The following is a 22,110-nucleotide window of genomic DNA, read 5'->3' as shown; positions in this document are numbered from 1 at the left end:
CATGGAAAGTACTGTAGCCAGCAAATTGGAAGCATTATTAAAGCTCCAGAGCATCGATTCGCAGCTTGATGAAATTAGACGCGTAAGAGGTGACCTACCCGAAGAGGTTCAGGACCTGGAAGATGAGATTGAAGGCTATGAGGTGAGGGTTCGTAAGTTTGATGATGAAATCGCAGCGCTAAACGAATCAATCGCACAGCGTAAGCAAGCCATCAAAGACGCAGAAGGTCTAATCCGTAAGTATGAAGATCAGCAGCAGAATGTTCGCAACAACCGCGAATACGATGCCATCACTAAAGAAGTAGAGCTTCAGAAATTGGAAATTCAGATCGCTGAGAAAAAGATCAAAGAAGCACATTACCAGATCGAGCAGAAAAACAACGATATCGAGGGCACTAAGCACCGCTTAGAAGAGCGTCGTAAAGACCTTGATAACAAAAAACACGAACTAGATCAGATTGTATCGGAGAGTGAGGAAGAAGAAAACAAACTGGAGCAAGAGCGTCAGGATGCCTCTTCTAACATCGAAGATCGTTTGCTAAGTGCTTATTCTCGTATCCGCAAAAACGTACGCAACGGCCTAGCTGTTGTTACTGTAAAGCGTGATGCCTGCGGCGGTTGCTTTAACACTGTGCCACCACAGCGCCAGGCAGATATCGCAGCTCAGAAGAAGGTTATTGTTTGCGAACACTGCGGCCGTATATTGGCTGGTGTTGAGCAGCGTGTATTCTAATATCAAAAGTTGAGCGGCAATCGCTTACATATAATTTCAAAAAGGATGGCTCAACCCCATCCTTTTTTTTTGATGCTCTGCATTGCCCTGCTCAGCATGCAGCCTCTTTTTGCCTCATCTGTTTACAATACAGCTACACTAAAAGCACACCAGGAATACCTTAAGCTAAAGGTTACATCTGGCCGACAGCTAGTTGAGCAGGAGTTACAGGTAAACCCTACTAATGCTGCGGCATTGCTTATCGAAAACTATGGGGATTTCCTGACCTTATGTGTGCAGCAGGATGCGTCCGCGTATGATGCTTTAATTAAAAGGCAGGAGGACAGACTTTATAAAATCGAAAAAGTAAAAGATAACGGCATCTGGAAAAAGTATGCGCAAGCCGAAGTAAAAATGCAGATAGGCGTTAGTAAGCTTTTATTTGGCAATAAGTTATCTGCTGCCTGGGACATTCGACAGGCTTACCTTCATTATACTTCTATTGCAAAACATCACCCCGATTTTATACCTAATAAAAAGACTCTGGGCATGCTGCAGGTGCTCATTGGTTCTGTTCCAGATAACTATAAATGGTTTCTGAATATCATCGGTATGAAAGGAAGTATAAAAGCCGGACTTGCCAATTTAAAAGCAGCTGCTACAAAAGAGAACCCTTTTCAGGCGGAGGCGCAGATAATGTATGGCCTTACACTTCAATTAGTAGATCAGGAGCACGAGCAGCAGGCAATTCGCATCCTCGAAAGTATAACCAACCGTCACTCTGATAACCTCTTGTTCCGGTTTGCAGCCATTCATTTGCTTAAAAAGACTAAACACAGCGAAAAGGCACTGGCACTCTATACTAAAAGGCCTCAAGGTATACAGTACCTCAGCTTTCCTTACCTGCAACACATGGCTGCTGACTTATATTTGTACCGAGGAGATTTTGAGGAATCTGCAAACCTTAATTTATCTTTCCTGAATAAGCACAAAGGCAAGCATTACCTTAAGGCAGCTCATTTTAAACTATACCTTGCCTACTTTTTAAGTGATCACCGGCCACAGGCACTTTGGTATTATAATAAAATAGCAGATGTTGGCCTCGAAGAAATTGAAGAAGATAAGTATGCAGCTAAGTATGTATTAAAAAATGAAAGCCCTATAAAGCCACTTTTGCTAGCCAGATTGCAGTCGGACGGTAGTTATTACAAAGAGGCACTAAAATCTCTGAGCAGCCTAGATGTTTCTAAAGCCGCTCTTCCTGCTCAGGCAGAATATACTTATCGCATGGCCCGCGTCTTTGATGGTTTAAAGGATACTACGCAGGCAGTTAAGTTTTATAAGAACACAATCTCAGTTAGCGGAAACTCCAATTTATACTTTGCCCCTAATGCAGCCCTGCAACTGGGGTACATTTATCGAGTACAAAACCAGGACACTTTAGCCAAAGCATACTTCAAAAAAGCAATGAGCTATAAAGACCATGAGTACAAAAATAGCATCGACGCCAAAGCCAAGCTCGCCCTTTCATCTTTTTAGGTAAGACACGCCATATGTTTACCAAAACTATAAAAGCAGAAGAATTACCTGTAGCTCTAGAGAGATTCGTGCACAAAGCTCTTGCCTGGGCTGATCAGTACCCATTGGTTTCCTACTATAACCCCAACAACATACCCTATCCTCACAACGGCTTCAAACATTTATTGGCCGTATCTGCAGGCAAGCCTTTGGAGCTTGACCAAGACAATGTACTGGATAGTATGCGGGGAAAGCTCACGGAGCAACATGGCTTATGGTGTGGTTATATTTCTTACGACCTGAAGAACCAGATCGAAAAACTAAGCAGCCAAAATAACGATGGCATAGGTTTTCCGCTAGCCTTTTTCTTTGAACCAGAAGTATACTTATACTTTAACGATTCAACCGTAACTATTTATAGCACAGCACAAAGTATAAATACTATACTTGATGCTATACTATCTACAAAAGCTCCAGCTGCTGGGTCTCCTGAAAAGGTTCAGGTGCAGCAGCGGGTATCTCCGGAGAAGTACAAAGCCAATGTAGCGCAGGTAAAACAGCATATTCTGGAGGGCGATGTATATGAGTTAAACTACTGCATAGAGTTCTTTGCTGAAGATGCCGATTTGCAACCTTTGCCTTTATACCTGGCTCTGAACAAGGCTTCTCCTACTCCATTTTCCGGTTACATGAAGTATAACGACAAGTATTTGTTGTGTGCCTCTCCGGAACGCTTCCTTAAAAAAGAAGGCCGGAAATTGATTTCTCAGCCAATAAAAGGTACCATCAAACGAGGCAAAACACCCGAAGAAGACGCACAACTACAGCACCAACTGCGCTACGATGAAAAAGAGTTGGCCGAGAACATGATGATCGTAGACCTGGTACGCAACGACTTAAGCCGTTCATGCAGCACCGGAACCGTGCAGGTAGAGGAAATGTTTGGGATTTACGGCTTCAGGCAGGTGTCGCAGATGATCTCTACCATAACCGGTGAGCTTAAACCAGCCAACGACCTGGTTGATGCATTAAACGGAGCATTTCCGATGGGAAGTATGACTGGTGCACCAAAAATAAGCGCTATGCAGATCATTGAGGGACTGGAAGACACTAAGCGAAGCTTATACTCTGGTACTTTTGGATATATAACGCCAGAAAATAATTGTGATTTTAATGTCGTAATCAGAAGTATACAATACAACGCCAGCAGCCGCTATCTCTCTTTTATGGTAGGCAGCGCCATTACTTATGATTCTAACCCTGATCAAGAGTATGAAGAATGCCTTTTAAAGGCGCAGGCAATTTTAAAGGTGTTGGCACAAGACTGAGTTCTCGCCTGAATTATGAATGCTTAACTATCAATTATGAATAGGTTTTATGCAGTCATACGACTACAGGTTTAGAAACTTATACTTACAATCAAATCATAATTATTAATTCGTAATTCATAATTGATTAAAGCTGCCATTCTGTCACGGCTTTGATTAGATTATAGTATATTTGCAGCAGTAAAAGAATAAGCATGGATCCGATAGTAGATTTAGATTTTATAGACAGCCGCACACCAGAAGAGGCAGCGGCCTGTGATACAACCCATATTACCCAGGAAACAAAGACTGGAAAGCTGCGCAAACTGTACATCGAGAGCTATGGTTGTGCCATGAATTTCTCGGATAGTGAGATCGTATCGTCCATCATGTTTGAGAATGGTTTTGATACCACCTCTGATATTGCGCAGGCTGACCTGGTGTTTCTTAACACCTGCTCTATCCGTGAGAAAGCGGAGCAGACTGTCCGTAACCGATTAGGTCAAATCAACTATTTTAAAAAGAAGAAGCCGGAGATGATGGTTGGCGTGCTAGGCTGTATGGCGGAGCGTCTTAAGAAATCATTATTAGAAGAAGAGAAAATTGTTGACCTGGTGGTTGGCCCGGATGCTTACCGCGATCTGCCGAACCTGATTAATGAAGTAGACGGTGGTCAGAAAGCCGTTAACGTGCTTTTATCGCGTGAAGAGACCTATGCTGACATCAATCCTATCCGCTTGAATAGCAACGGTGTTAGTGCGTTTATCTCGATTATGCGTGGCTGCGATAATATGTGCTCTTTCTGTGTGGTACCGTTTACGCGTGGCCGTGAGCGTAGCCGCGATGCGCATTCTATTGTGCGTGAGGCTGAGGCACTAGTGGCACAGGGCTATAAAGAAGTAACACTACTGGGCCAGAACGTAGACTCTTACAAATGGGCTTCTGAAGACGGAGCGGAAAGCGTAAACTTTGCGCAACTACTGGAAATGGTGGCTTTATTATCACCAAATCTGCGTGTGCGTTTCTCTACCTCGCACCCGAAAGACATTACAGATGAAGTGTTGTACACCATGAAAAAGTATGACAACATCTGCAAATATATACACCTGCCGGCGCAAAGCGGTAACTCTCGTGTGCTGGAACTGATGAACCGCACCTACGACCGTGAGTGGTACATTAACCGTGTAGATGCCATTCGTGCTATACTTGGCGAAGACTGTGGTATTTCTTCGGATATGATCGCCGGCTTCTGCACTGAAACAGAGGAAGAGCACCAGGACACGCTTTCACTGATGGATTATGTGCAGTATGATTACTCATACATGTTCTTTTACTCTGAGCGTCCGGGCACACTGGCAGCCAGAAAGCTGGAAGACGATATTCCGTTGGAAGTGAAGAAGCGTCGCCTGGACGAGATCATTACCAAGCAGCGTGAAACGTCGCTTAACCGCAACAAACGTGATGTTGGCAAGGTGCACAAAGTATTAGTAGAAGGAAAATCCAAAAAATCAGAAGAACAACTTAGCGGCCGCAACGACCAGAACAAAGTGGTTATCTTTGATAAGAAGCACTACAAAAAAGGCGACTACGTGAACGTGCTGGTGCACGACTGCAGCGTAGGCACCCTGTTCGGTGAGGCTTTAGATTAGATTTGGAAATTTGAAGATGTCATAATTTAAAAATTGACTTTATGGCATCTTCAAATCTCCACCTTTCCAAATCTTCAAATTAGAAACATGCGCAATATCGATATTCAAAGTATAAAGCAGCGTTTTGGCATCATAGGCAACTCACCCTTGCTAAACCATGCCATACAGGTAGCAGCCCAGGTGGCCCCTACCGAAATGACGGTGCTTATTACAGGCGAGAGCGGCAGTGGCAAGGAGTCGTTCTCCAAAATCATACACCAGCTGAGCCCCCGCAAGCACGGCCAATTTATTGCTATTAACTGCGGCGCTATACCTGAAGGCACAATCGATTCTGAATTGTTTGGACACGAAAAAGGCTCTTTTACTGGTGCTCACGATACCCGTAAAGGCTATTTTGAAGTAACAGACGGAGGCACCATTTTCCTGGACGAGATCGGTGAAATGCCACTAGGAACTCAAGCCAGACTACTACGTGTACTGGAAAACGGCGAATTTATAAAAGTGGGCTCTTCTAAAGTACAGAAAACAGATGTACGTGTAGTGGCTGCTACGAATGTTAACCTGTTAAACGCAGTAGAGAAGGGCCGTTTCCGGGAAGACTTATACTACAGGTTAAATACAGTGCCTATTACAGTGCCGCCACTGCGCGAACGTGGCGACGATATTTACCTGTTGTTCCGTAAATTTGCCGCAGATTTTTCAGAAAAATATAAAGTTAAGCCAATCACGCTTACAGCTGATGCTGTGCAGGAGCTGCTGGCGTTCCGTTTTCCAGGCAACATCCGTCAACTGAAAAACATTGTAGAGCAAATATCTGTGCTGGAGTATGACCGTGAAATTGACGCTAATAAATTAAGGCACTACCTGCCGCGCGAGCAAAGCAACCTTCCGGCTGTGTTAAGCAAAGAGGCATCTGCTTCTTCTGATCAGCACTTCTCGGAACGCGATATACTATACAAAGTGCTTTTTGATATGCGCCGCGATGTGTCGGAACTGAAGAAGCTGGTTTTCGAGATTATGACCAACCAGCACAACGAGCAGGAACTAATAAAAGAGCACGGGCACTTATTTGACGGAATAGAAACCATCAATGGCCGAACTACTTACCAGCACCAGGAGCCAAAACAGCACGAAGCATTTTATTTGCCGGTACAACATGCGCAGATGCACGAGTACGAAGACCAGAAAGTAGAAGATATTCCGCACGAAACAGAAGAAGAAAGCTTATCTTTAGAGGATAAAGAAAAAGAACTGATCCTGAAGGCACTTAAAAAACATAATAATAAGAGAAAGTATGCCGCCCAGGACCTCGGCATATCAGAAAGAACACTTTACCGCAAACTAAAGCAGTATGACATTGAGGATTAAGACTAGGTTATGGATTTATGCATTGCCGCTTTTGCTGATACTTTGCGGTGGTTGTGGCATTTATTCTTTCTCAGGCTCTACCCTGCCACCTGACATTCAAACCGTTACTATTCAGAACTTTGAGAACAGCACCGGCGAAGGTCCTGCAAACCTGACCCAGCTTGTAACAAATAACTTTAAAACGTTTTTCCAAAGAAACTCTAACCTGAACATTGTTCAGCGCGACGGAGACTTGCAATTGGAAGGACAGATTGTTAGTTTTACTTATACCCCTGCTGCCATCCAACGTGAAGGTGTACAGGATATAGCAGGCTTAAACAGGCTTACACTGGGCATACAGGTTCGATTTACTAATGTGAAGAACCCCGATAAGAACTTTGATAGGTTATTCTCCATATCTCAGGATTTTCAGCAAGGTCGTGACGTTACACAAATCACCCCTGCAGAGATCGATGCACTGACGGAACGCCTTGTAGTAGATGTATTTAATAAAACGGTAGCAGACTGGTAGTTATATACTATCGCCTAAAGTATCACTAACACCAAATGAACAAATCAGCTTTTCTTAAACTGATAAAACAGGTAGCGAACATCTCTGACCAGCAAACTGAAGAGCTGGAAAAGGTGGCCGCCACTTTCCCTTATTGCCAGACTGCACATCTATTGCTCGCCAAATCTGCCTACGACAAAGGAAGTATGCTTTCGACACAGCGTTTGCGTAAAGCCTCCTCCTACGCCACAGATAGGCAGCTGCTTAAACGCATTATCTATACTTCCACTGTTGCTGAGCCTGTATTTGAAGAAAATACCAGTTCAAATCAGGAGGAAGAAAGCTCGTCTGTACTACAGCCTGAAGCAACAACTGCAGTACATACTTTAGCAGTAACCGCTGCAGATGAAGAAGTAAAAGGTGACACCGAAAGTATAACTCCGGAAGAAGAAATAATTGAAGCTGAGGTTTTCGAGCCTGAGCTGGTTGAAGAAATTGTTGAGGAGCCTGCTGAAGAAACTATCATTGAAATTACAGCAGATGAGGAAGTAGCACCAGTAGTTGCAGAAGAAGTAGAAGATTCTCCTGCAGCCTTGGAGGCAGAGCAGCAGCAAATAGACTCAGAGCTGGCCATGTTGCTAACCATTAACAGCCTTAGCTCATCTTTTACCGATTTACTAGCTCAAAAACCTGATCCGGACCCTGAACCAGAACTGCAGGCACCGTCACTTGGTATAGCTGATCACCTGGCAGAAACTGGAGAAGCTTTATCAGAGCTGGAAGAAGACACTGCCATAACAAATAAAGAGCCTAAAGCAGAAAGTATAGTTGAAGATGATATTTATGAAGACGCCCCTGCTATAGATGAAAAGGACGCAGCAGACGCCGAAATAAACTATACCTTTGATGAGATAGACCGCCTGTATGCTGAGGATGCCTTGGGATATTGGATGAGCTCTAGCCGGATGGGCGAAGTGCTACAGCTAAAGAATGAGTATACCCGACAAAGGCCTCAGAGCTTTCACCCGGAGCTTATTTTAGAGTACAGCAAGACCCATGAACTGGAAAAGGCAGTTCAACCTGTGCAACATTCGCTTAGCAACCAACTGGATTTAATAGACCAGTTTCTAAAGCTGAACCCTAGGCTCAAAACTATGGCTAATATTAAATTAAAACCTGAGCCTCAGGAGGATTTATCACTCAAGAGTACTAAGATTAAGAAAGGAATGGCCTCTGAAAGCCTTGCTGGCATCTTCCTGAAGCAAGGAAAAATTAAGAAGGCAATTAAAATATATGAGCAACTCATATTGAAAAATCCGGAAAAAAAGAGTTACTTTGCTGAACAGATAGAAAAATTACAAAACTTAAGCTAATATGTACATCGCCCTTATCAGTATTATTGTATTCATTTGCGTGCTGCTTATTTTGGTTGTGTTGGCTCAGAATCCTAAAGGAGGCGGACTTTCAAGCCAGTTTGGTGGTAGCACCAGCCAGTTAATGGGTGTTAAACGTACCGGAGACTTGCTGGAGAAACTAACCTGGGGCTTTGCCATAGCGCTGGTTGTACTTACACTCGGTACACACATGATAGTTGGAACAGCTAACCAGGGAACAGAAAGAAACATTAACGTAGAGCGTGCTCGTCAGCTTAATGCCCCTGCTCCTGCTACGTTGCCAGGTGCAACAGAAGGAGAAAATCCTGCTGCTATTCCTGATGCTGCCGAGATTCCAGAAATGATCGACACAGCCAACAACTAAGAAGTAACTTACAAAGTATAAACAAAGCCGGCCCTCAAAGCCGGCTTTGTTATTTTTACCCTGTCAGTATCTTTCCTTAAAAAGTTCCCGGTGTCTGCCAATTTTGTCAAACCTGACATGAATGACAGCGTTAAAAGCTGAAAATTTGGCCTGAAATGTCAGTTTTAAGGCATTGGCACAGGAAATGATAATACACCTTCGGTTATAACGATAAACTATAAACCATTAAAACAAAAAAAACATAACAAACTATGTCAATCAGCATTAAACCATTAGCAGACAGAGTAATTGTTGCTCCTGCTGCAGCAGAAGAAAAAACAAAGTCTGGTATCATTATTCCTGATACAGCTAAAGAGAAGCCGCAGCGTGGTGAGGTAGTAGCCGTTGGCGAAGGTAAAGTATCTGAGCAAGGTTCGTTGATGAAGCCACAGGTAAAAGTTGGCGACCAGGTGTTGTATGGCAAGTATGCAGGTACTGAGATCTCTGTAGACGGTAGCGACTACCTGATCATGCGTGAGTCTGATATTCTGGCAGTACTTTAATTTTCATCCTTTAAATTCATTATCTAAACAGATATAATTATGGCTAAAAACATCACATTTGATGCCGACGCTCGCAGCAAAATAAAGTCTGGCGTTGATAAACTGGCAAATGCTGTTAAAGTTACTTTAGGTCCTAAAGGCCGTAACGTGATCATCGACAAAAAATTCGGTGCTCCTACTATTACAAAAGACGGTGTTTCTGTAGCGAAAGAAATTGAGCTGAAAGACGCTATCGAGAACATGGGTGCGCAGCTGGTAAAAGAAGTTGCTTCTAAAACTGCTGACCAAGCTGGTGACGGTACTACTACTGCTACTGTATTGGCACAGGCTATTTACACAGCTGGTATTAAAAACGTAGCTGCAGGTGCTAACCCAATGGACCTGAAGCGTGGTATCGACAAAGCGGTTAACGTGGTAGTTGAGAACCTGCGTGCACAGTCTAAGAAAATCGAGAACTCTTCAGAGATCTCTCAGGTAGGTACAATCTCTGCTAACAACGACGCTGAAATCGGTAAAATGATTGCCGATGCGATGGACAAAGTTGGTAAAGACGGTGTAATTACTGTTGAAGAAGCAAAAGGTACTGAAACTGAAGTTAAAACTGTAGAAGGTATGCAGTTTGACCGTGGTTACCTTTCTCCATACTTCGTAACAAACGCAGAGAAAATGGAAGCTGAGTTCGACAGCCCATTCATCCTGATCTACGACAAGAAGGTTTCTACTATGAAGGAACTGCTTCCGGTGTTGGAGCAAGTTGTTCAAACAGGTAAAGGCCTTGTAATTATTGCAGAAGATGTTGACGGTGAGGCGCTTGCTACACTTGTAGTTAACAAACTTCGTGGCTCACTTAAAATTGCCGCTGTTAAAGCTCCTGGCTTCGGTGACAGAAGAAAAGCAATGCTTGAGGATATCGCTATTCTGACTGGCGGTACTGTAATCTCTGAAGAGCGTGGCTACAAGTTAGAAAACGCTACATTAGAGTATCTTGGTAAGGCTGAGAAAGTTATCATCGACAAAGACAACACTACTATCGTAAATGGTGCCGGCTCTAAAGATGATATCGTTGCCCGCGTTAATCAGATCAAGTCTCAGATGGAGTCTACTACATCTGATTATGATAAAGAGAAACTTCAGGAGCGTTTAGCTAAGCTTTCCGGCGGTGTGGCTATCCTTTATATCGGTGCTTCTACGGAGGTTGAGATGAAAGAGAAGAAAGACCGCGTAGACGATGCACTGCACGCTACAAGAGCTGCCGTTGAAGAAGGTATCGTAGCTGGTGGCGGCGTTGCCCTTATCCGTGCTATCGACGCGCTTAACAACATTGATGTTTACAATGCTGACGAGCAAACAGGTGTTCAGATCATCAAAACAGCTTTAGAGGCTCCACTAAGAACTATTGTTGCCAATGCAGGCGGCGAAGGTTCTGTAGTAGTACAGGCTGTGCGCGAAGGCAAAGGTGACTTAGGTTATAATGCCCGCGACGACAAGTATGAGAACATGTTCGCTGCCGGTATCATCGATCCAACTAAAGTTACACGCCTTGCTTTAGAAAACGCTGCTTCTATCTCTGGCCTGCTTCTAACTACCGAGTGTGTAGTTTCTGAAGAGCCTTCTGAAGAGTCTGCCCCTATGGGTGGTGGCATGCCAGGCGGCATGGGCGGAATGGGCGGCATGATGTAATCAGACCTCCTATAGTATAACTATATAAAAAAAGCCCCTGTACCTTCTGGTGCAGGGGCTTTTTAATTCATATTTCTCAGTGGTAAGTCCTGAAAGTCATATTATTTAAGTAAACATTTAGAGGTTTACTAGTTCAGGTCCAGAATAGATATGCGGATGTCATGCGGCGCTGCTTCATCTCCTCCAAAGTATGGATACAACTGATATCCCTCTGCTATTCCGCTGCAATTTCTTGACATCGTAACAACCTTATCGTTTAGTTTAAACGCATACTTTCCGTCCTCAAACGATAACTCGTAAATATAAGACTTATTAAGCTCCACCACATCTACCAGTACAGAACGTCTTACTTTGTTAGTATAAGTATAGGCATGTATTTCAAGGCGGTTTTTGTACCAACGCCAACCAAAGCGAGCACTGTTAGTATGGTGATCCGATTTGCAATCGGCTAAACCATACAGTTTGTTGATATCTGCTTGGTTAGCTTTGTCTGTGGTTTCGTACACGGCAGATGCATCAAAAGTGGCTTCAAATTTTAAGTTGGTTACGCTACGGGGGCTGAACGGAGATTTAGTGCCATGAGCACCTTTAGGAATTGTGTATACAGTAGGCACAGAGGTTACTAAGGCTGGTTCTGGATTATCAATATCAGCAGTAGATTTACAGCCTAACAGCAAGCAACTAGACACTAAGATAAAGCAGATGCAGCGGCCTGTAGCTGAAATTAATAGTTCTAAAGGTGCCATTAATTTGATTTGCTTAATAAACAAAATGATTAAATAAGATTCTTGATAGCTATCTTGATAGTATGTGGGGCAGTTTCGTCGCCACCAAAGTATGGGTAAAGCAGATAGCCGTCGCCAGTTCCGTTGCAGCTTCTTGGCATGACTACCTTTGTACCATTTACAGTAAACACATACTGGTTATCTTCAAGTTTTAATTCATAAGTCACAGGCTGCCCAATCTCTACTGCTCTGATCAGTTTAAACTCTCGCTTTTTATTAACATAAGTATAAGCCAATATTTCTAACTGGTTGTTATACCATCTCCAGCCGAAACGGGCACTATTCGTGTGGTGCTTAGTTTTGCAATCAGACATGCCGTAAAGCTTGTTTATATCTGCTTGATTCTTTGGATCAGATGTAGTGTAAACGGCAGAACTATCAAAAGTGGCCTCGATTCGAATAATCTCTGCCTTAAGCTTTTTAGCTTTGTTGTTGGAGTAGTGTTTCCCTTTCTTTATGACGTAGGTGCCGCTTTTATTACCCGAAGAAAAATTAGGGACAACTACCTGATCTACTGCCTCTATAAGTTCGCAGGAAGTAAGCGAGAAGAGTGCAAATATAAAAAGAATAAGGCTTTTGCGTGTGTTTTTTAAGTTTGCAGACATGGTGGCTAAAAGTTGATGATCAAATCTAAACCTGAGGATAGCTTATCCTGCAAGTTGTCACTCAACATAGCAGCCTTTTAAAAAAGTTTAAATTAGAAAGATAAAATATAAGTTAATTTTAAGTTCAACTCTGCGCTGATAATTTCAGCGAAAGCAACACAGGTTTCTTAAAATAAAAATCCCCTGACCTACAAGCAGATCAGGGGATTTTTATTAGATGTAAGTATGCTTAACCGCGGCCGTGCATCATGTTCACTAGTTTACGGGTTATAGCAAGCAGTATTAAACCGGCAAGTATTACGAAAGCGCCAATAGCAGAGAAAATGGTTAGGGCACCAAGCTCCTCTACATAAGAAGCGATATAACCACCAGCAATCTGTGCAATGAAAGGTGCTAAGAACCATACACCCATAAGCATCGACACCAATGTAACAGGCGCCAGTCTAGTAACCATTGAAAGTCCGATCGGAGAAAGACAAAGCTCACCGATAGTATGGAAGAAGTAAGTTGCAATCAACCAGGCAAGGCTTGCCTTTATTGTGTCATCCTCAACACCGCCACGCTCCATTACAGCGCCCACCATGAAGAAGAAACCAACACCAAGCAAAATCATACCGATACCCATTTTAGTTGGAATGCTCAAATCTTTGCCACGTTTAGCAAGTGCCAGCCACAAGTTAGCAGTTAACGGAGCAAACAGAACGATAAACAGCGGGTTTACTGATTGGAACCAAGATGTTGGGATAAGGAAGCCAAATACTTCACGGTTAATGTATCTATCAGTGTAAACTGTAAGTGAGCTACCAGCCTGCTCAAAACCTGCCCAGAAGAAGATCACAAACACAGAGATGATAAAGATAACCGAAACACGATCAACCTCCTCTTTAGACAGTTTTTTAGAAGTAGCTGCTTCACCAGTCTCAGAATCAGTTTCGGCTTTAACCGGCTTCAGACCAATATCACCAAGTAAGCGTGGCCCTAATGTGTTAAACACGATCTGGCCAATCACCATACCTATACCAGCTGCCAAGAAGCCATACTGGAAACCGTAGTTTGTTACACGCTCAACGCCATCTACTACAGCCTTTGTTGCGAAGTAGTCTTCTGCCAGGTAACCGCACACTAGTGGCGCCAGGAAAGCACCAATGTTGATACCCATATAGAAAATAGTGAAGGCAGAGTCGCGGCGAGGGTCGCCTTGCGCATAAAGATTACCAACTATTGAAGAAATATTCGGTTTAAAGAAACCATTACCTATGATTAACAGTAACAGACCCAAGTAGGTCATCTCTACTCCTATATATGGAGTCGAGAATAAACTGAACTGGCCCAGTGCCATCAGTACACCACCTATCAGGATAGCACGACGGTGCCCCAGGAATTTATCGGCCAACCAACCGCCTATGATAGGCGTAAAATATACGAAGCCGGTAAAGTATCCGTAAATTAAAGCTGCATCAGCTACACTATAGCCCAAGCCGCCTTCCAGGGCTGTTTTAGTTAGGTATAGCATTAAGAGGCCACGCATCCCGTAATAACTAAAGCGCTCCCATAACTCTGTAAAGAATAATAGGTATAGCCCTTTGGGATGCTTCAGATTTTCTTTTGCCGCCGCAGCATCAGGGTGAAGTTGGTTAACAGACATAAATTTTAATTAGTTGAATGTTTAGTTTAGGTTAGAGTTATTAAGCAAACATTGAAGGTAAATATATTAGTTAAAATGCATACCGGCAAATATTTTGTATCGAGCCATACCAATGTGTACAAGCCTGCGCAATATTTGCATTACACAATATTATGATAAACATTTTTTTATACTTTTGTACTGCAGTTGTGAAGCAAACCGTTTAAAAACAAAACCCCAAAAAAATCAAATGAAAGAAACTGGATATAAATCTAAGGTTGGTCTGGAAAGCCTTGGTATTAAGGAGGCTAAAGAGGTGCTTTGGAATCTTACTCCTGCCGAACTGGTTGAAGAAGCCGTTAAAAACGGTGAAGGCGTATTAACTGACACAGGTGCTCTAATGTGCGATACTGGCAAATTCACCGGCCGATCTCCTAAAGACCGCTTTGTTGTAAAAGATGCCAAAACAGAAGACACGGTTTGGTGGGGCGACATCAACATCGCTTTCGACCCAGAGAAATTCGATCAGCTACAGGCTAAAATGGTTGACTTTCTAAAGGACCGTAAACTTTATGTGCGCGACGCCTATGCAGGTGCTCACCCTGACTACCGCCTGAACCTGCGCATTGTAAACACACAGGCTTGGCAGAACCTTTTCTGTAACAACATGTTCCTGCGCCTAACTCAGGACGAAATCGACAACCACACACCTGAATTCACCATCATTTGTGCACCGGAGTTCGAAGCAGACCCAGAGGTAGACGGAACACGCCAGTCAAATTTTGCGATCATCAACTTCACCAAGAACATGATCCTGATCGGCGGTACTGGTTATGCCGGTGAAATGAAAAAAGGTATCTTCGGTGTGCTGAATTACATCCTACCACAGGAGCGCAATACACTTTCAATGCACTGCTCTGCCAACGTAGGCAAAGACGGTGACACGGCTATTTTCTTCGGATTATCAGGCACTGGTAAAACTACGCTTTCTGCGGATCCTAACCGTGGACTGATAGGTGACGATGAGCACGGCTGGACTGAAGACAGCGTGTTTAACTTTGAAGGCGGTTGCTATGCTAAAGTTATCGACCTGACTCATGAAAAAGAGCCGCAAATATGGGATGCCATTAAATTTGGTGCCATTGTTGAGAACACTCGCTTTGTAGAGGGAACTCGTACTGTAGACTATACAAACAACTCTGTAACAGAGAATACACGTACTGCCTACCCTATCAACCACATTGATAACGCTATTGAGCCATCAAGAGCTGATATTCCGAAGAACATCTTCTTCCTGACAGCAGATGCTTTTGGCGTGTTACCTCCAATCTCTAAGCTAAACGCAAGCCAGGCAATGTACCACTTCATTTCTGGTTATACAGCAAAGGTTGCCGGTACAGAGGTAGGTGTAACTGAGCCTCAAACGACGTTCTCAGCCTGCTTCGGAGCAGCTTTCTTACCATTGCACCCAACAAAGTATGCAGAAATGCTGGGTAAGAAAATGGAAGAAAACAATGTAAACGTTTGGTTAGTGAATACCGGCTGGACTGGTGGCCCTTACGGTGTAGGCTCTCGTATGAAACTGCCTTATACCCGTGCCATGATCACAGCTGCCCTGAATGGTGAGCTTAACAATGTTGAGTTTACCAAGCATCCAATCTTCGGTGTTGAAATGCCAAACACTTGCCCTAACGTTCCGGACGAGATCCTGAACCCACGCAATACATGGGCTAACAAAGAAGAGTACGATGCTAAAGCTACTGACTTGGCGTCTAAATTTGTTAAAAACTTCCAGAAGTATGCGGAGTATGCAAATGATGAAATTCTGGCAGGTGCACCTAATGTTGAAGTAACTGCTTAAGCATTTATAGCATTAAAGTATAAAGCCTCTTTGCTCAGTGCAGAGAGGCTTTTTCTTTTACTGTTATCAAGTACTCTGATACTTTCGTATATTTAAAATGTTAGTGGTTTTAAGTACGTTACTATACACTACGTCACTTAAACTTTGTAGCCTTATCATAGTTTATAAATGTGTGCGGCTAAACAACTTAACAAGCAACAATTAAATTAAAAACAGAAGTGCATCTTTTTTATACACCAGACATAAAATCCGAATTTTATACTTTACCGGAAGAGGAGTCAAAACATTGTACACGTGTGTTGCGCCTGCACAATGGTGATACTATATACTTAGTAGATGGCCAAGGCAGCCTATACACAGCTATTATACAAGAGGCTAATAACAAGAAATGTCAGCTGCAAATAATTGATAAGCAGATAGAGTACGGCAAGTTGCCATACTACACACACATTGCAGTAGCCCCTACCAAGAACATAGACCGCATGGAGTGGTTCGTGGAGAAGGCTGTTGAGATTGGTGTAAGTGAAATTACTTTCTTGCTATGCGAACATTCAGAGCGCAGACAGCTTCGCCTCGACAGACTTGAGAAAATAGCTGTTGCCGCCATGAAACAGTCTCAGAAAGGCTACCTGCCTTTACTCAATGACCTTACCCCCTATCATAGATTCATTCAGAAATCTCAACCGTCTTCTACTTTTATTGCTCACTTAGAAGACGACGCCACCAAAAGTATAAAAGACCATTATGTATTCGGTGAACCGCACTGCATCCTGATCGGCCCGGAGGGGGACTTTTCTCCAGCTGAAATTAGTACAGCTTATGAAGCAGGCATTAGGCCAGTAACTTTGGGAAAAAGCAGATTACGCACCGAAACGGCAGCCTTGGTAGCGTGCCATACGTTAAATGTACTACATGATATATTCGCCCCACTATAAAGCTTATGCAGACAAGCCTACTTTTTGAGTTCAGAAAATCCATACTTGCCGTAATATTTGTCATTTTAACCTGCTTTACGGGTTTAGCCCAGACGTACAGTTTTAAAATTGCAAAGCTAAAGTATAACGGCGGCGGTGACTGGTATGCTAACAAAACATCGCTCCCAAACCTGATCAGGTTCTGCAACCAAAATCTGAATATGAATATCTCTCCCGACGAAGCAGTAGTGGAAGTAGGAAGTCCTGAGATTTTCAGTTACCCCTTCGTGCATATGACTGGCCATGGTAACGTAGTCTTCTCCGATGCCGAAGCGCAAAACCTTCGAAACTATTTATTAAGTGGCGGTTTTCTGCACATTGATGATAACTATGGCCTGGACAAGTATATCCGAAAAGAAATGAAAAAAGTATTTCCAGAGTATGAGTTTATCGAGCTGCCCTTCGATCATCCAATTTACAGGCAGAAATTCAACTTCTCCGGCGGACTACCCAAAATACATGAACACGATAACAAGCCGCCACAAGGCTTCGGCATCATCCATAAAGGGCGCCTGGTGTGTTTTTATACTTTTGAAACAGACTTAGGAAATGGCTGGGAAGATCAGGAGGTGCATAACGACCCGGAACATGTTAGGCAGCAAGCGCTACGCATGGGAGCAAACATTGTAACATATGCCATTACGCATGGCGATGGCCTTCAATAAAGACCAATGTTAAAAAGGATTTAACAGATTTTCTGGATATTTCTAGATAAACAGGACTATGAATACCTCACAGCGTCCGAAGGTCCTGCGAGCGTCTGAAGTGGAGAGGCTTCTGGACACAAACAGTTATCGCTTTATAGCCGACAAGATACTTGTAAACATAAAAAACGTTGTAAGAGCTGTTGCCTCACCTTACCAATCTGATATTTCTGTGTTCCACCAGTTGAAATAATAATCCTTCCAATCAATCTAACCCCCATTAATAACTAGTCTAAAATTTCCGCTTTAAGATCTCAGTAAGTATAACGGCGTCTTTTACAGTGGTAGGGTTGCGTAGTAATTTAGCGTAGCGGCTTTCCGGGGCTTTTTCCTGGTTATAAGCTTTAAACACCGGCTGTCGCCTCTCCATCGATCTTTTTTGAGCCTCTATGGCCTCTGCCTTTTTCTCCCATGATAATATTTTCGGAGCTGCCTGCTCATAACTTTTATACTTTGTAGTGCTCTCGGTGGCCGTAGCTAAGGGAGCTGGAGTTACCTCTCTTGCAAATTCACGTGCAGGAATAGGTTCAGCTCTGTCCTGCTCCATTTTAGGTTGCAACTCGCGCAGAATATCCTCAAAAGAAGTTACCGGCCTTGGTGGTTGTTGTGGCTGTTGCTGCTGTACACGCTTTGGTTTAGGCCGCTCCTCTTCTTCCTGCTCAGGTGCACTAAAAGCCTTACGCCACTGTGTGAAAAGAAAATAAGCCACTGCGGCAAGTATGTAAAGTATGATCTTAAAATCTTCCATGGTAGTAGCTGTATGACTTTATCAAATATAGTATTTTAATACCTATTATAAAACCATTCCTCCTGGCTATATCCGCTTAACAATTCGCACATATTCTCTAGTGTTTTTATTTACGAACTTAAACAAAACCGAATAGCTAATTAAGAAAATTAACTTACTTTTGAAGTTAGAACAGAAGAGATTCCGCGAACGCGAATGCAAGTATCAAGATTAGAAATTAAAGGTTTCAAGAGCTTTGGTGACCGTGTAGTCATTAACTTCGACAACGGCATTACCGGGATTGTGGGGCCGAACGGTTGTGGTAAGTCTAATATCGTAGACGCCATACGTTGGGTATTGGGCGAACAGAAAACCCGTAACCTACGCTCCGACAAAATGGAGAACGTAATCTTTAACGGCTCCAAAACCCGTAAGCCTACCCAAATGGCCGAGGTGTCTATCACGTTTGATAACAACCGTGGTGTATTGCCAACAGAGTATTCTCAGGTAACAGTTACCAGAAAGTACTTCCGTAACGGCGATAGCGAATACCAACTAAACGGCGTTACCTGCCGCCTAAAAGACATTAACGAACTTTTCCTGGATACAGGTATCGGTTCCGACAGCTACGCCATTATAGAGCTGAAAATGGTAGACGAGATCCTTAATGACAAGGAAAACTCCCGTCGTTTATTGTTCGAAGAAGCCGCCGGAATCTCAAAATTCCGTGTAAGAAAAAAGCAGACGCTTAAAAAGCTGGAAGAAACCGACGCTGACCTGGAGCGTGTTGAAGATGTACTTTTCGAGATCGGGAAAAACATGAAAACACTGGAAAGGCAAGCAAAACAAGCAATTAAGTACTTTCAGCTAAAGGAAGACTATAAAAATCATAGCCTGGAATATGCTCACCGCAACATCTCTCAGTTTCAGCATACACTGGACCGCTTGCAGCAGGATGTACAGCATGAAACGGAGCTGAAAGAAGGATATGTGCTTGCCGTAACAGAGGCTGAAGACGCCATTTCCGACCAGAAAGAAGAACTGAACCAGACGCAGGAACAGCTGGCGGAAAGCCAGAAAACCATGCAGGTGCAGACAGCCAAGCTGCGGCAGTTAGAGAACGACATTAAGCTGAAGGCCGAGCGAAGCAACTACCTGAAAGAGCGTATGCAGCAGCTGCGCCAGCAAATTGGGCAGGATACAGCCAACCTGGAACATACCCAGGAAAGTATACTTGAACTGCGCGACGAATTAATGGAAGTGCAGGATAAATTTGCTGAATCGGAAGAGCAAATGGCAGCTGTTAAAGAGCAGCTGCAGGAGGCAAACGAGCAGAAAGCAAGCCTGCAGGAGGCACACCAAGCAATAGTCCTGAAACACAAGCAAAAGCAGAATGAAGTATACCAGCTAAGCAAATCCCTGGAAATTGGCCAGGTACAGATACAGAATATAAACCAGGAGCTAGAGCGTTTACAGCAGCAGCAATCAAACGCTGACGAGGACGGGCGTATACTTCAGGAACAACTACAGGAAGCACAACAGGTATTAGAAGAAAACACTTCTGAGTTGGTAAGATTGCAGGCCCACGAAGAAACGTTAACTCAAAGTATAGAGTCTACAGAAGCGGCCATAGAAGAGCTTAAAACCAAACTGGTTGAGTTAAACCGTGTCCTAGATTCTAAGCAGAACCAGTACAACCTGACAAAATCGCTGGTAGAGAACATGGAGGGCTTCCCGGAAGCCATCAAGTTTCTGAGCAAAACCGACAGCTGGTCTAAGCCTGCTCCTCTCCTATCCGACATACTTGTTTGCGAGCCTGATTATAAGCCGCTTATCGAAAGCTACCTGGAGCAGTACATGAACTACTTTGTTGTAGATGAACTGCAGGATGCCGTAGATGCAATAAGCTTACTTAAGAGTGAAAACAAAGGCCGCGCAAACTTTATCATACTTTCGGAGATAGAGGAGCTTGAGCCAACTGCTACCTTTAGTGAAGGCAACCTGAAAGCAGCCTATGAGGTTGTTTCTGCTGATAAAAAGTATAGCAACCTTATGAAGTACATGCTCCGAAATGTTTACATCTCAGACGATTCTGAGGAAGAACTGTACGGCAGCGAGTACAAGACTATCATATTGAAAGATGGTAGTGCCATTCGTAAACCGCTTAGTTTATCAGGCGGCTCTGTTGGTGTTTTTGATGGTAACCGTTTAGGCCGTAAGCAGAACCTGGAGAAATTGGCTACAGAGGTTACCGAATTACAGGAACAAGTAGACTTGCTGCAAAGCCGCATCAATACACAGAACCAGATCCTGCAGAACCACCGCAACGAGTCTAAGAAAGAAGCTATAAAGCAACTTGAAAAGGATGTTGCCAAAATGCAGCAGGACCTGCTTACGGTACGCATCAAGTATGAGCAGTACCAGCAGAACCTAAAGAATTTTGATCAGAAGCGCGACGAACTGCACGAACGCCTGATTGAACTGCGTGAGCAAAGTATGGAAGTTTCGCCGCAAGCCGAGGCAGACATGCAGGAGCTTAAGCGCCTGGAAGAAGAAATTCCCCGGCACGCAGTACAGTTAGAACAGCAGCAAGAACAGATCGCTGTGATTTCGGGCAGCTATAACCAGGAAAATATACAGTACCACCAGCTTAAAAACCGCTTTAACAGTTTACAGCAGGAAATCAGCTATAAGCAAAAATCTGTTGAGACAAACCAGGAACGTATTACCGGCTTGAAGAACGAGCTGGCTAAAGCTGAAGAAGAAACAGTGGAATCTACGGCCTTTATAGAGGAGAACGAGGCAGTAGTAGAAACTATGATTGAGGCTAGACGTGAGTTTGGTCTAGAGCTGGAGGAAATCGAGAAAAAATACTTCAGCCTACGCGGTGAGCTGGATGAGAAAGAAAAGACAATACGTGAACTGCAGCGTAAGCGCCAGAACGCAGACGAGCTTTTGATGCGCATGCAGCAGACCATGAACGACACCAAAATTAAGTTAGTGTCGATACAGGAACGTTTGGCGGCGGAGTTCAACATCTCTACGGAAGAGTTTGCCACTGCGCCACCAGAGCCTACCGAACTGATTCCGCTTTCGGATGAAGAATTAAACAGCCATATTGCCTCTGTTAAGTCTGCTTTAGATAAAATGGGCCCTGTAAATGCTATGGCAGCTGAGGCTTATACAGAAATTGAGGAACGCAATAGATTCATTACTGAGCAGCGCGATGACCTGCTTAACGCTAAGAACACCCTCATCGACACTATTAACGAGATCGACACTGTAGCGAAAGAGAAATTTATGGAGTCCTTTGAGCAAATCAGGGGCAACTTCAAAAACGTTTTCCGAAGCCTGTTCACCGAAGAAGATAATTGCGAGTTGGTAGTATCAGACCCAAGCAATCCGCTGGAGTCTAAGATTGAAATCATGGCTCAGCCAAAAGGCAAGCGTCCGCTCACAATTAATCAGTTATCAGGTGGAGAGAAAACGCTTACAGCTATTTCGCTTCTGTTTGCCATTTACCTACTTAAGCCAGCTCCGTTCTGTATTTTTGATGAGGTGGATGCGCCGCTGGATGATGCCAACATTGATAAGTTCAACAACATCATCCGTAAATTCTCAGGAGAATCGCAGTTTATTGTAGTAACGCATAACAAGCGCACCATGGCCTCTACAGATGTGATGTATGGCATTACTATGATTGAGGCAGGTATTTCCAGAGTAATTCCCGTAGATTTAAGGCAGATCGCATAGCCTTAAAAATAGCAACAAAAAAGGGAGCCACTAAGTATAAGTGGCTCCCTTTT

General features: G+C 43.5%; 19 protein-coding genes. 15 read left to right on the top strand and 4 right to left on the bottom strand.

Translation table 11 applies throughout. From position 1 onward, the window contains the following. Nucleotide 1: 1 nt before the first annotated feature. The 10 genes from WG943_RS09455 (at nt 2) to groL (ending at nt 11,024) form a co-directional block, all read left to right on the top strand. Entirely contained in the window at nt 2–733 is a 732-nt protein-coding gene (locus WG943_RS09455; protein WP_340408476.1) for a zinc ribbon domain-containing protein, read from the top strand. A gap of 96 nt (nt 734–829) precedes the next feature. Continuing rightward, nucleotides 830–2,251, top strand: coding sequence for a tetratricopeptide repeat protein (locus tag WG943_RS09450; protein WP_340408474.1), 1,422 nt, complete (start codon nt 830–832; stop codon nt 2,249–2,251). Nucleotides 2,252–2,265: 14 nt separating this feature from the next. After that, the gene (locus WG943_RS09445; protein ID WP_340408472.1) at nt 2,266–3,558 is read left to right on the top strand and encodes an anthranilate synthase component I family protein; all 1,293 of its coding nucleotides are present in this window, start codon (nt 2,266–2,268) and stop codon (nt 3,556–3,558) included. Nucleotides 3,559–3,752: 194 nt separating this feature from the next. Further along, on the top strand, nt 3,753–5,186 hold the full coding sequence (gene miaB, locus WG943_RS09440) for a tRNA (N6-isopentenyl adenosine(37)-C2)-methylthiotransferase MiaB (RefSeq protein WP_340408470.1): 1,434 nt from the start codon (nt 3,753–3,755) through the stop codon (nt 5,184–5,186). 87 nt (nt 5,187–5,273) lie between these two features. Continuing rightward, a complete protein-coding gene (locus WG943_RS09435; RefSeq protein ID WP_340408468.1) occupies nt 5,274–6,554 on the top strand; it encodes a sigma-54 interaction domain-containing protein in 1,281 nt (426 codons plus the stop codon). After that, the gene (lptE, locus tag WG943_RS09430; protein ID WP_340408466.1) at nt 6,538–7,065 is read left to right on the top strand and encodes an LptE family protein; all 528 of its coding nucleotides are present in this window, start codon (nt 6,538–6,540) and stop codon (nt 7,063–7,065) included. Before WG943_RS09435 ends, lptE begins: the two co-directional genes overlap by 17 nt. Before the next feature lie 35 nt (nt 7,066–7,100). After that, the gene (locus WG943_RS09425) at nt 7,101–8,417 is read left to right on the top strand and encodes a hypothetical protein (protein WP_340408464.1); all 1,317 of its coding nucleotides are present in this window, start codon (nt 7,101–7,103) and stop codon (nt 8,415–8,417) included. Between the two features lies 1 nt (nt 8,418). Beyond that, a complete protein-coding gene (secG, locus tag WG943_RS09420) occupies nt 8,419–8,802 on the top strand; it encodes a preprotein translocase subunit SecG (protein ID WP_340408462.1) in 384 nt (127 codons plus the stop codon). Nucleotides 8,803–9,053: 251 nt separating this feature from the next. Beyond that, nucleotides 9,054–9,344, top strand: coding sequence for a co-chaperone GroES (gene groES, locus WG943_RS09415; RefSeq protein ID WP_340408461.1), 291 nt, complete (start codon nt 9,054–9,056; stop codon nt 9,342–9,344). Between the two features lie 39 nt (nt 9,345–9,383). Continuing rightward, entirely contained in the window at nt 9,384–11,024 is a 1,641-nt protein-coding gene (gene groL, locus WG943_RS09410; RefSeq protein WP_340408459.1) for a chaperonin GroEL, read from the top strand. Nucleotides 11,025–11,152: 128 nt separating this feature from the next. Here groL and WG943_RS09405 read toward each other — a convergent pair whose 3' ends face one another. The 3 genes from WG943_RS09405 to WG943_RS09395 form a co-directional block, all read right to left on the bottom strand. Beyond that, nucleotides 11,153–11,770 (bottom strand): hypothetical protein, encoded by a 618-nt coding sequence (locus WG943_RS09405; RefSeq protein ID WP_340408457.1) that lies wholly within the window; start codon nt 11,768–11,770, stop codon nt 11,153–11,155. Between the two features lie 29 nt (nt 11,771–11,799). Further along, nucleotides 11,800–12,414: a hypothetical protein gene (locus tag WG943_RS09400; protein WP_340408455.1), complete on the bottom strand. Its 615-nt coding sequence runs from the start codon at nt 12,412–12,414 to the stop codon at nt 11,800–11,802. A 229-nt stretch (nt 12,415–12,643) separates the two neighbouring features. Then, the gene (locus WG943_RS09395) at nt 12,644–14,059 is read right to left on the bottom strand and encodes a peptide MFS transporter (protein ID WP_340408453.1); all 1,416 of its coding nucleotides are present in this window, start codon (nt 14,057–14,059) and stop codon (nt 12,644–12,646) included. A gap of 229 nt (nt 14,060–14,288) precedes the next feature. Between WG943_RS09395 and pckA the strand changes: the two genes are divergently transcribed. The 4 genes from pckA to WG943_RS09375 all read left to right on the top strand — a co-directional run bounded on the left by pckA (nt 14,289) and on the right by WG943_RS09375 (nt 17,770). Continuing rightward, nucleotides 14,289–15,899, top strand: coding sequence for a phosphoenolpyruvate carboxykinase (ATP) (pckA, locus tag WG943_RS09390; protein WP_340408451.1), 1,611 nt, complete (start codon nt 14,289–14,291; stop codon nt 15,897–15,899). Between the two features lie 218 nt (nt 15,900–16,117). Next, nucleotides 16,118–16,834 carry a 16S rRNA (uracil(1498)-N(3))-methyltransferase gene (locus tag WG943_RS09385; RefSeq protein WP_340408449.1) on the top strand — a complete coding sequence of 239 codons (717 nt, stop codon included), beginning with the start codon at nt 16,118–16,120 and terminating at the stop codon, nt 16,832–16,834. A 5-nt stretch (nt 16,835–16,839) separates the two neighbouring features. Beyond that, complete coding sequence (locus WG943_RS09380; RefSeq protein ID WP_340408447.1) at nt 16,840–17,538, top strand: DUF4159 domain-containing protein; 699 nt, start codon at nt 16,840–16,842, stop codon at nt 17,536–17,538. Nucleotides 17,539–17,596: 58 nt separating this feature from the next. Continuing rightward, nucleotides 17,597–17,770: a hypothetical protein gene (locus tag WG943_RS09375; RefSeq protein ID WP_340408446.1), complete on the top strand. Its 174-nt coding sequence runs from the start codon at nt 17,597–17,599 to the stop codon at nt 17,768–17,770. 39 nt (nt 17,771–17,809) lie between these two features. Here WG943_RS09375 and WG943_RS09370 read toward each other — a convergent pair whose 3' ends face one another. Then, a complete protein-coding gene (locus tag WG943_RS09370; protein ID WP_340408444.1) occupies nt 17,810–18,325 on the bottom strand; it encodes a hypothetical protein in 516 nt (171 codons plus the stop codon). A 195-nt stretch (nt 18,326–18,520) separates the two neighbouring features. Between WG943_RS09370 and smc the strand changes: the two genes are divergently transcribed. Next, the gene (smc, locus tag WG943_RS09365; protein ID WP_340408442.1) at nt 18,521–22,057 is read left to right on the top strand and encodes a chromosome segregation protein SMC; all 3,537 of its coding nucleotides are present in this window, start codon (nt 18,521–18,523) and stop codon (nt 22,055–22,057) included. Nucleotides 22,058–22,110: the final 53 nt, after the last annotated feature.

Source organism: Pontibacter sp. H249 (assembly GCF_037892465.1).
Taxonomy (GTDB): Bacteria; Bacteroidota; Bacteroidia; order Cytophagales; family Hymenobacteraceae; genus Pontibacter.
Note: the sequence above shows the minus strand (reverse complement) of the source record. Positions and strands in the feature narration are given on the sequence as shown.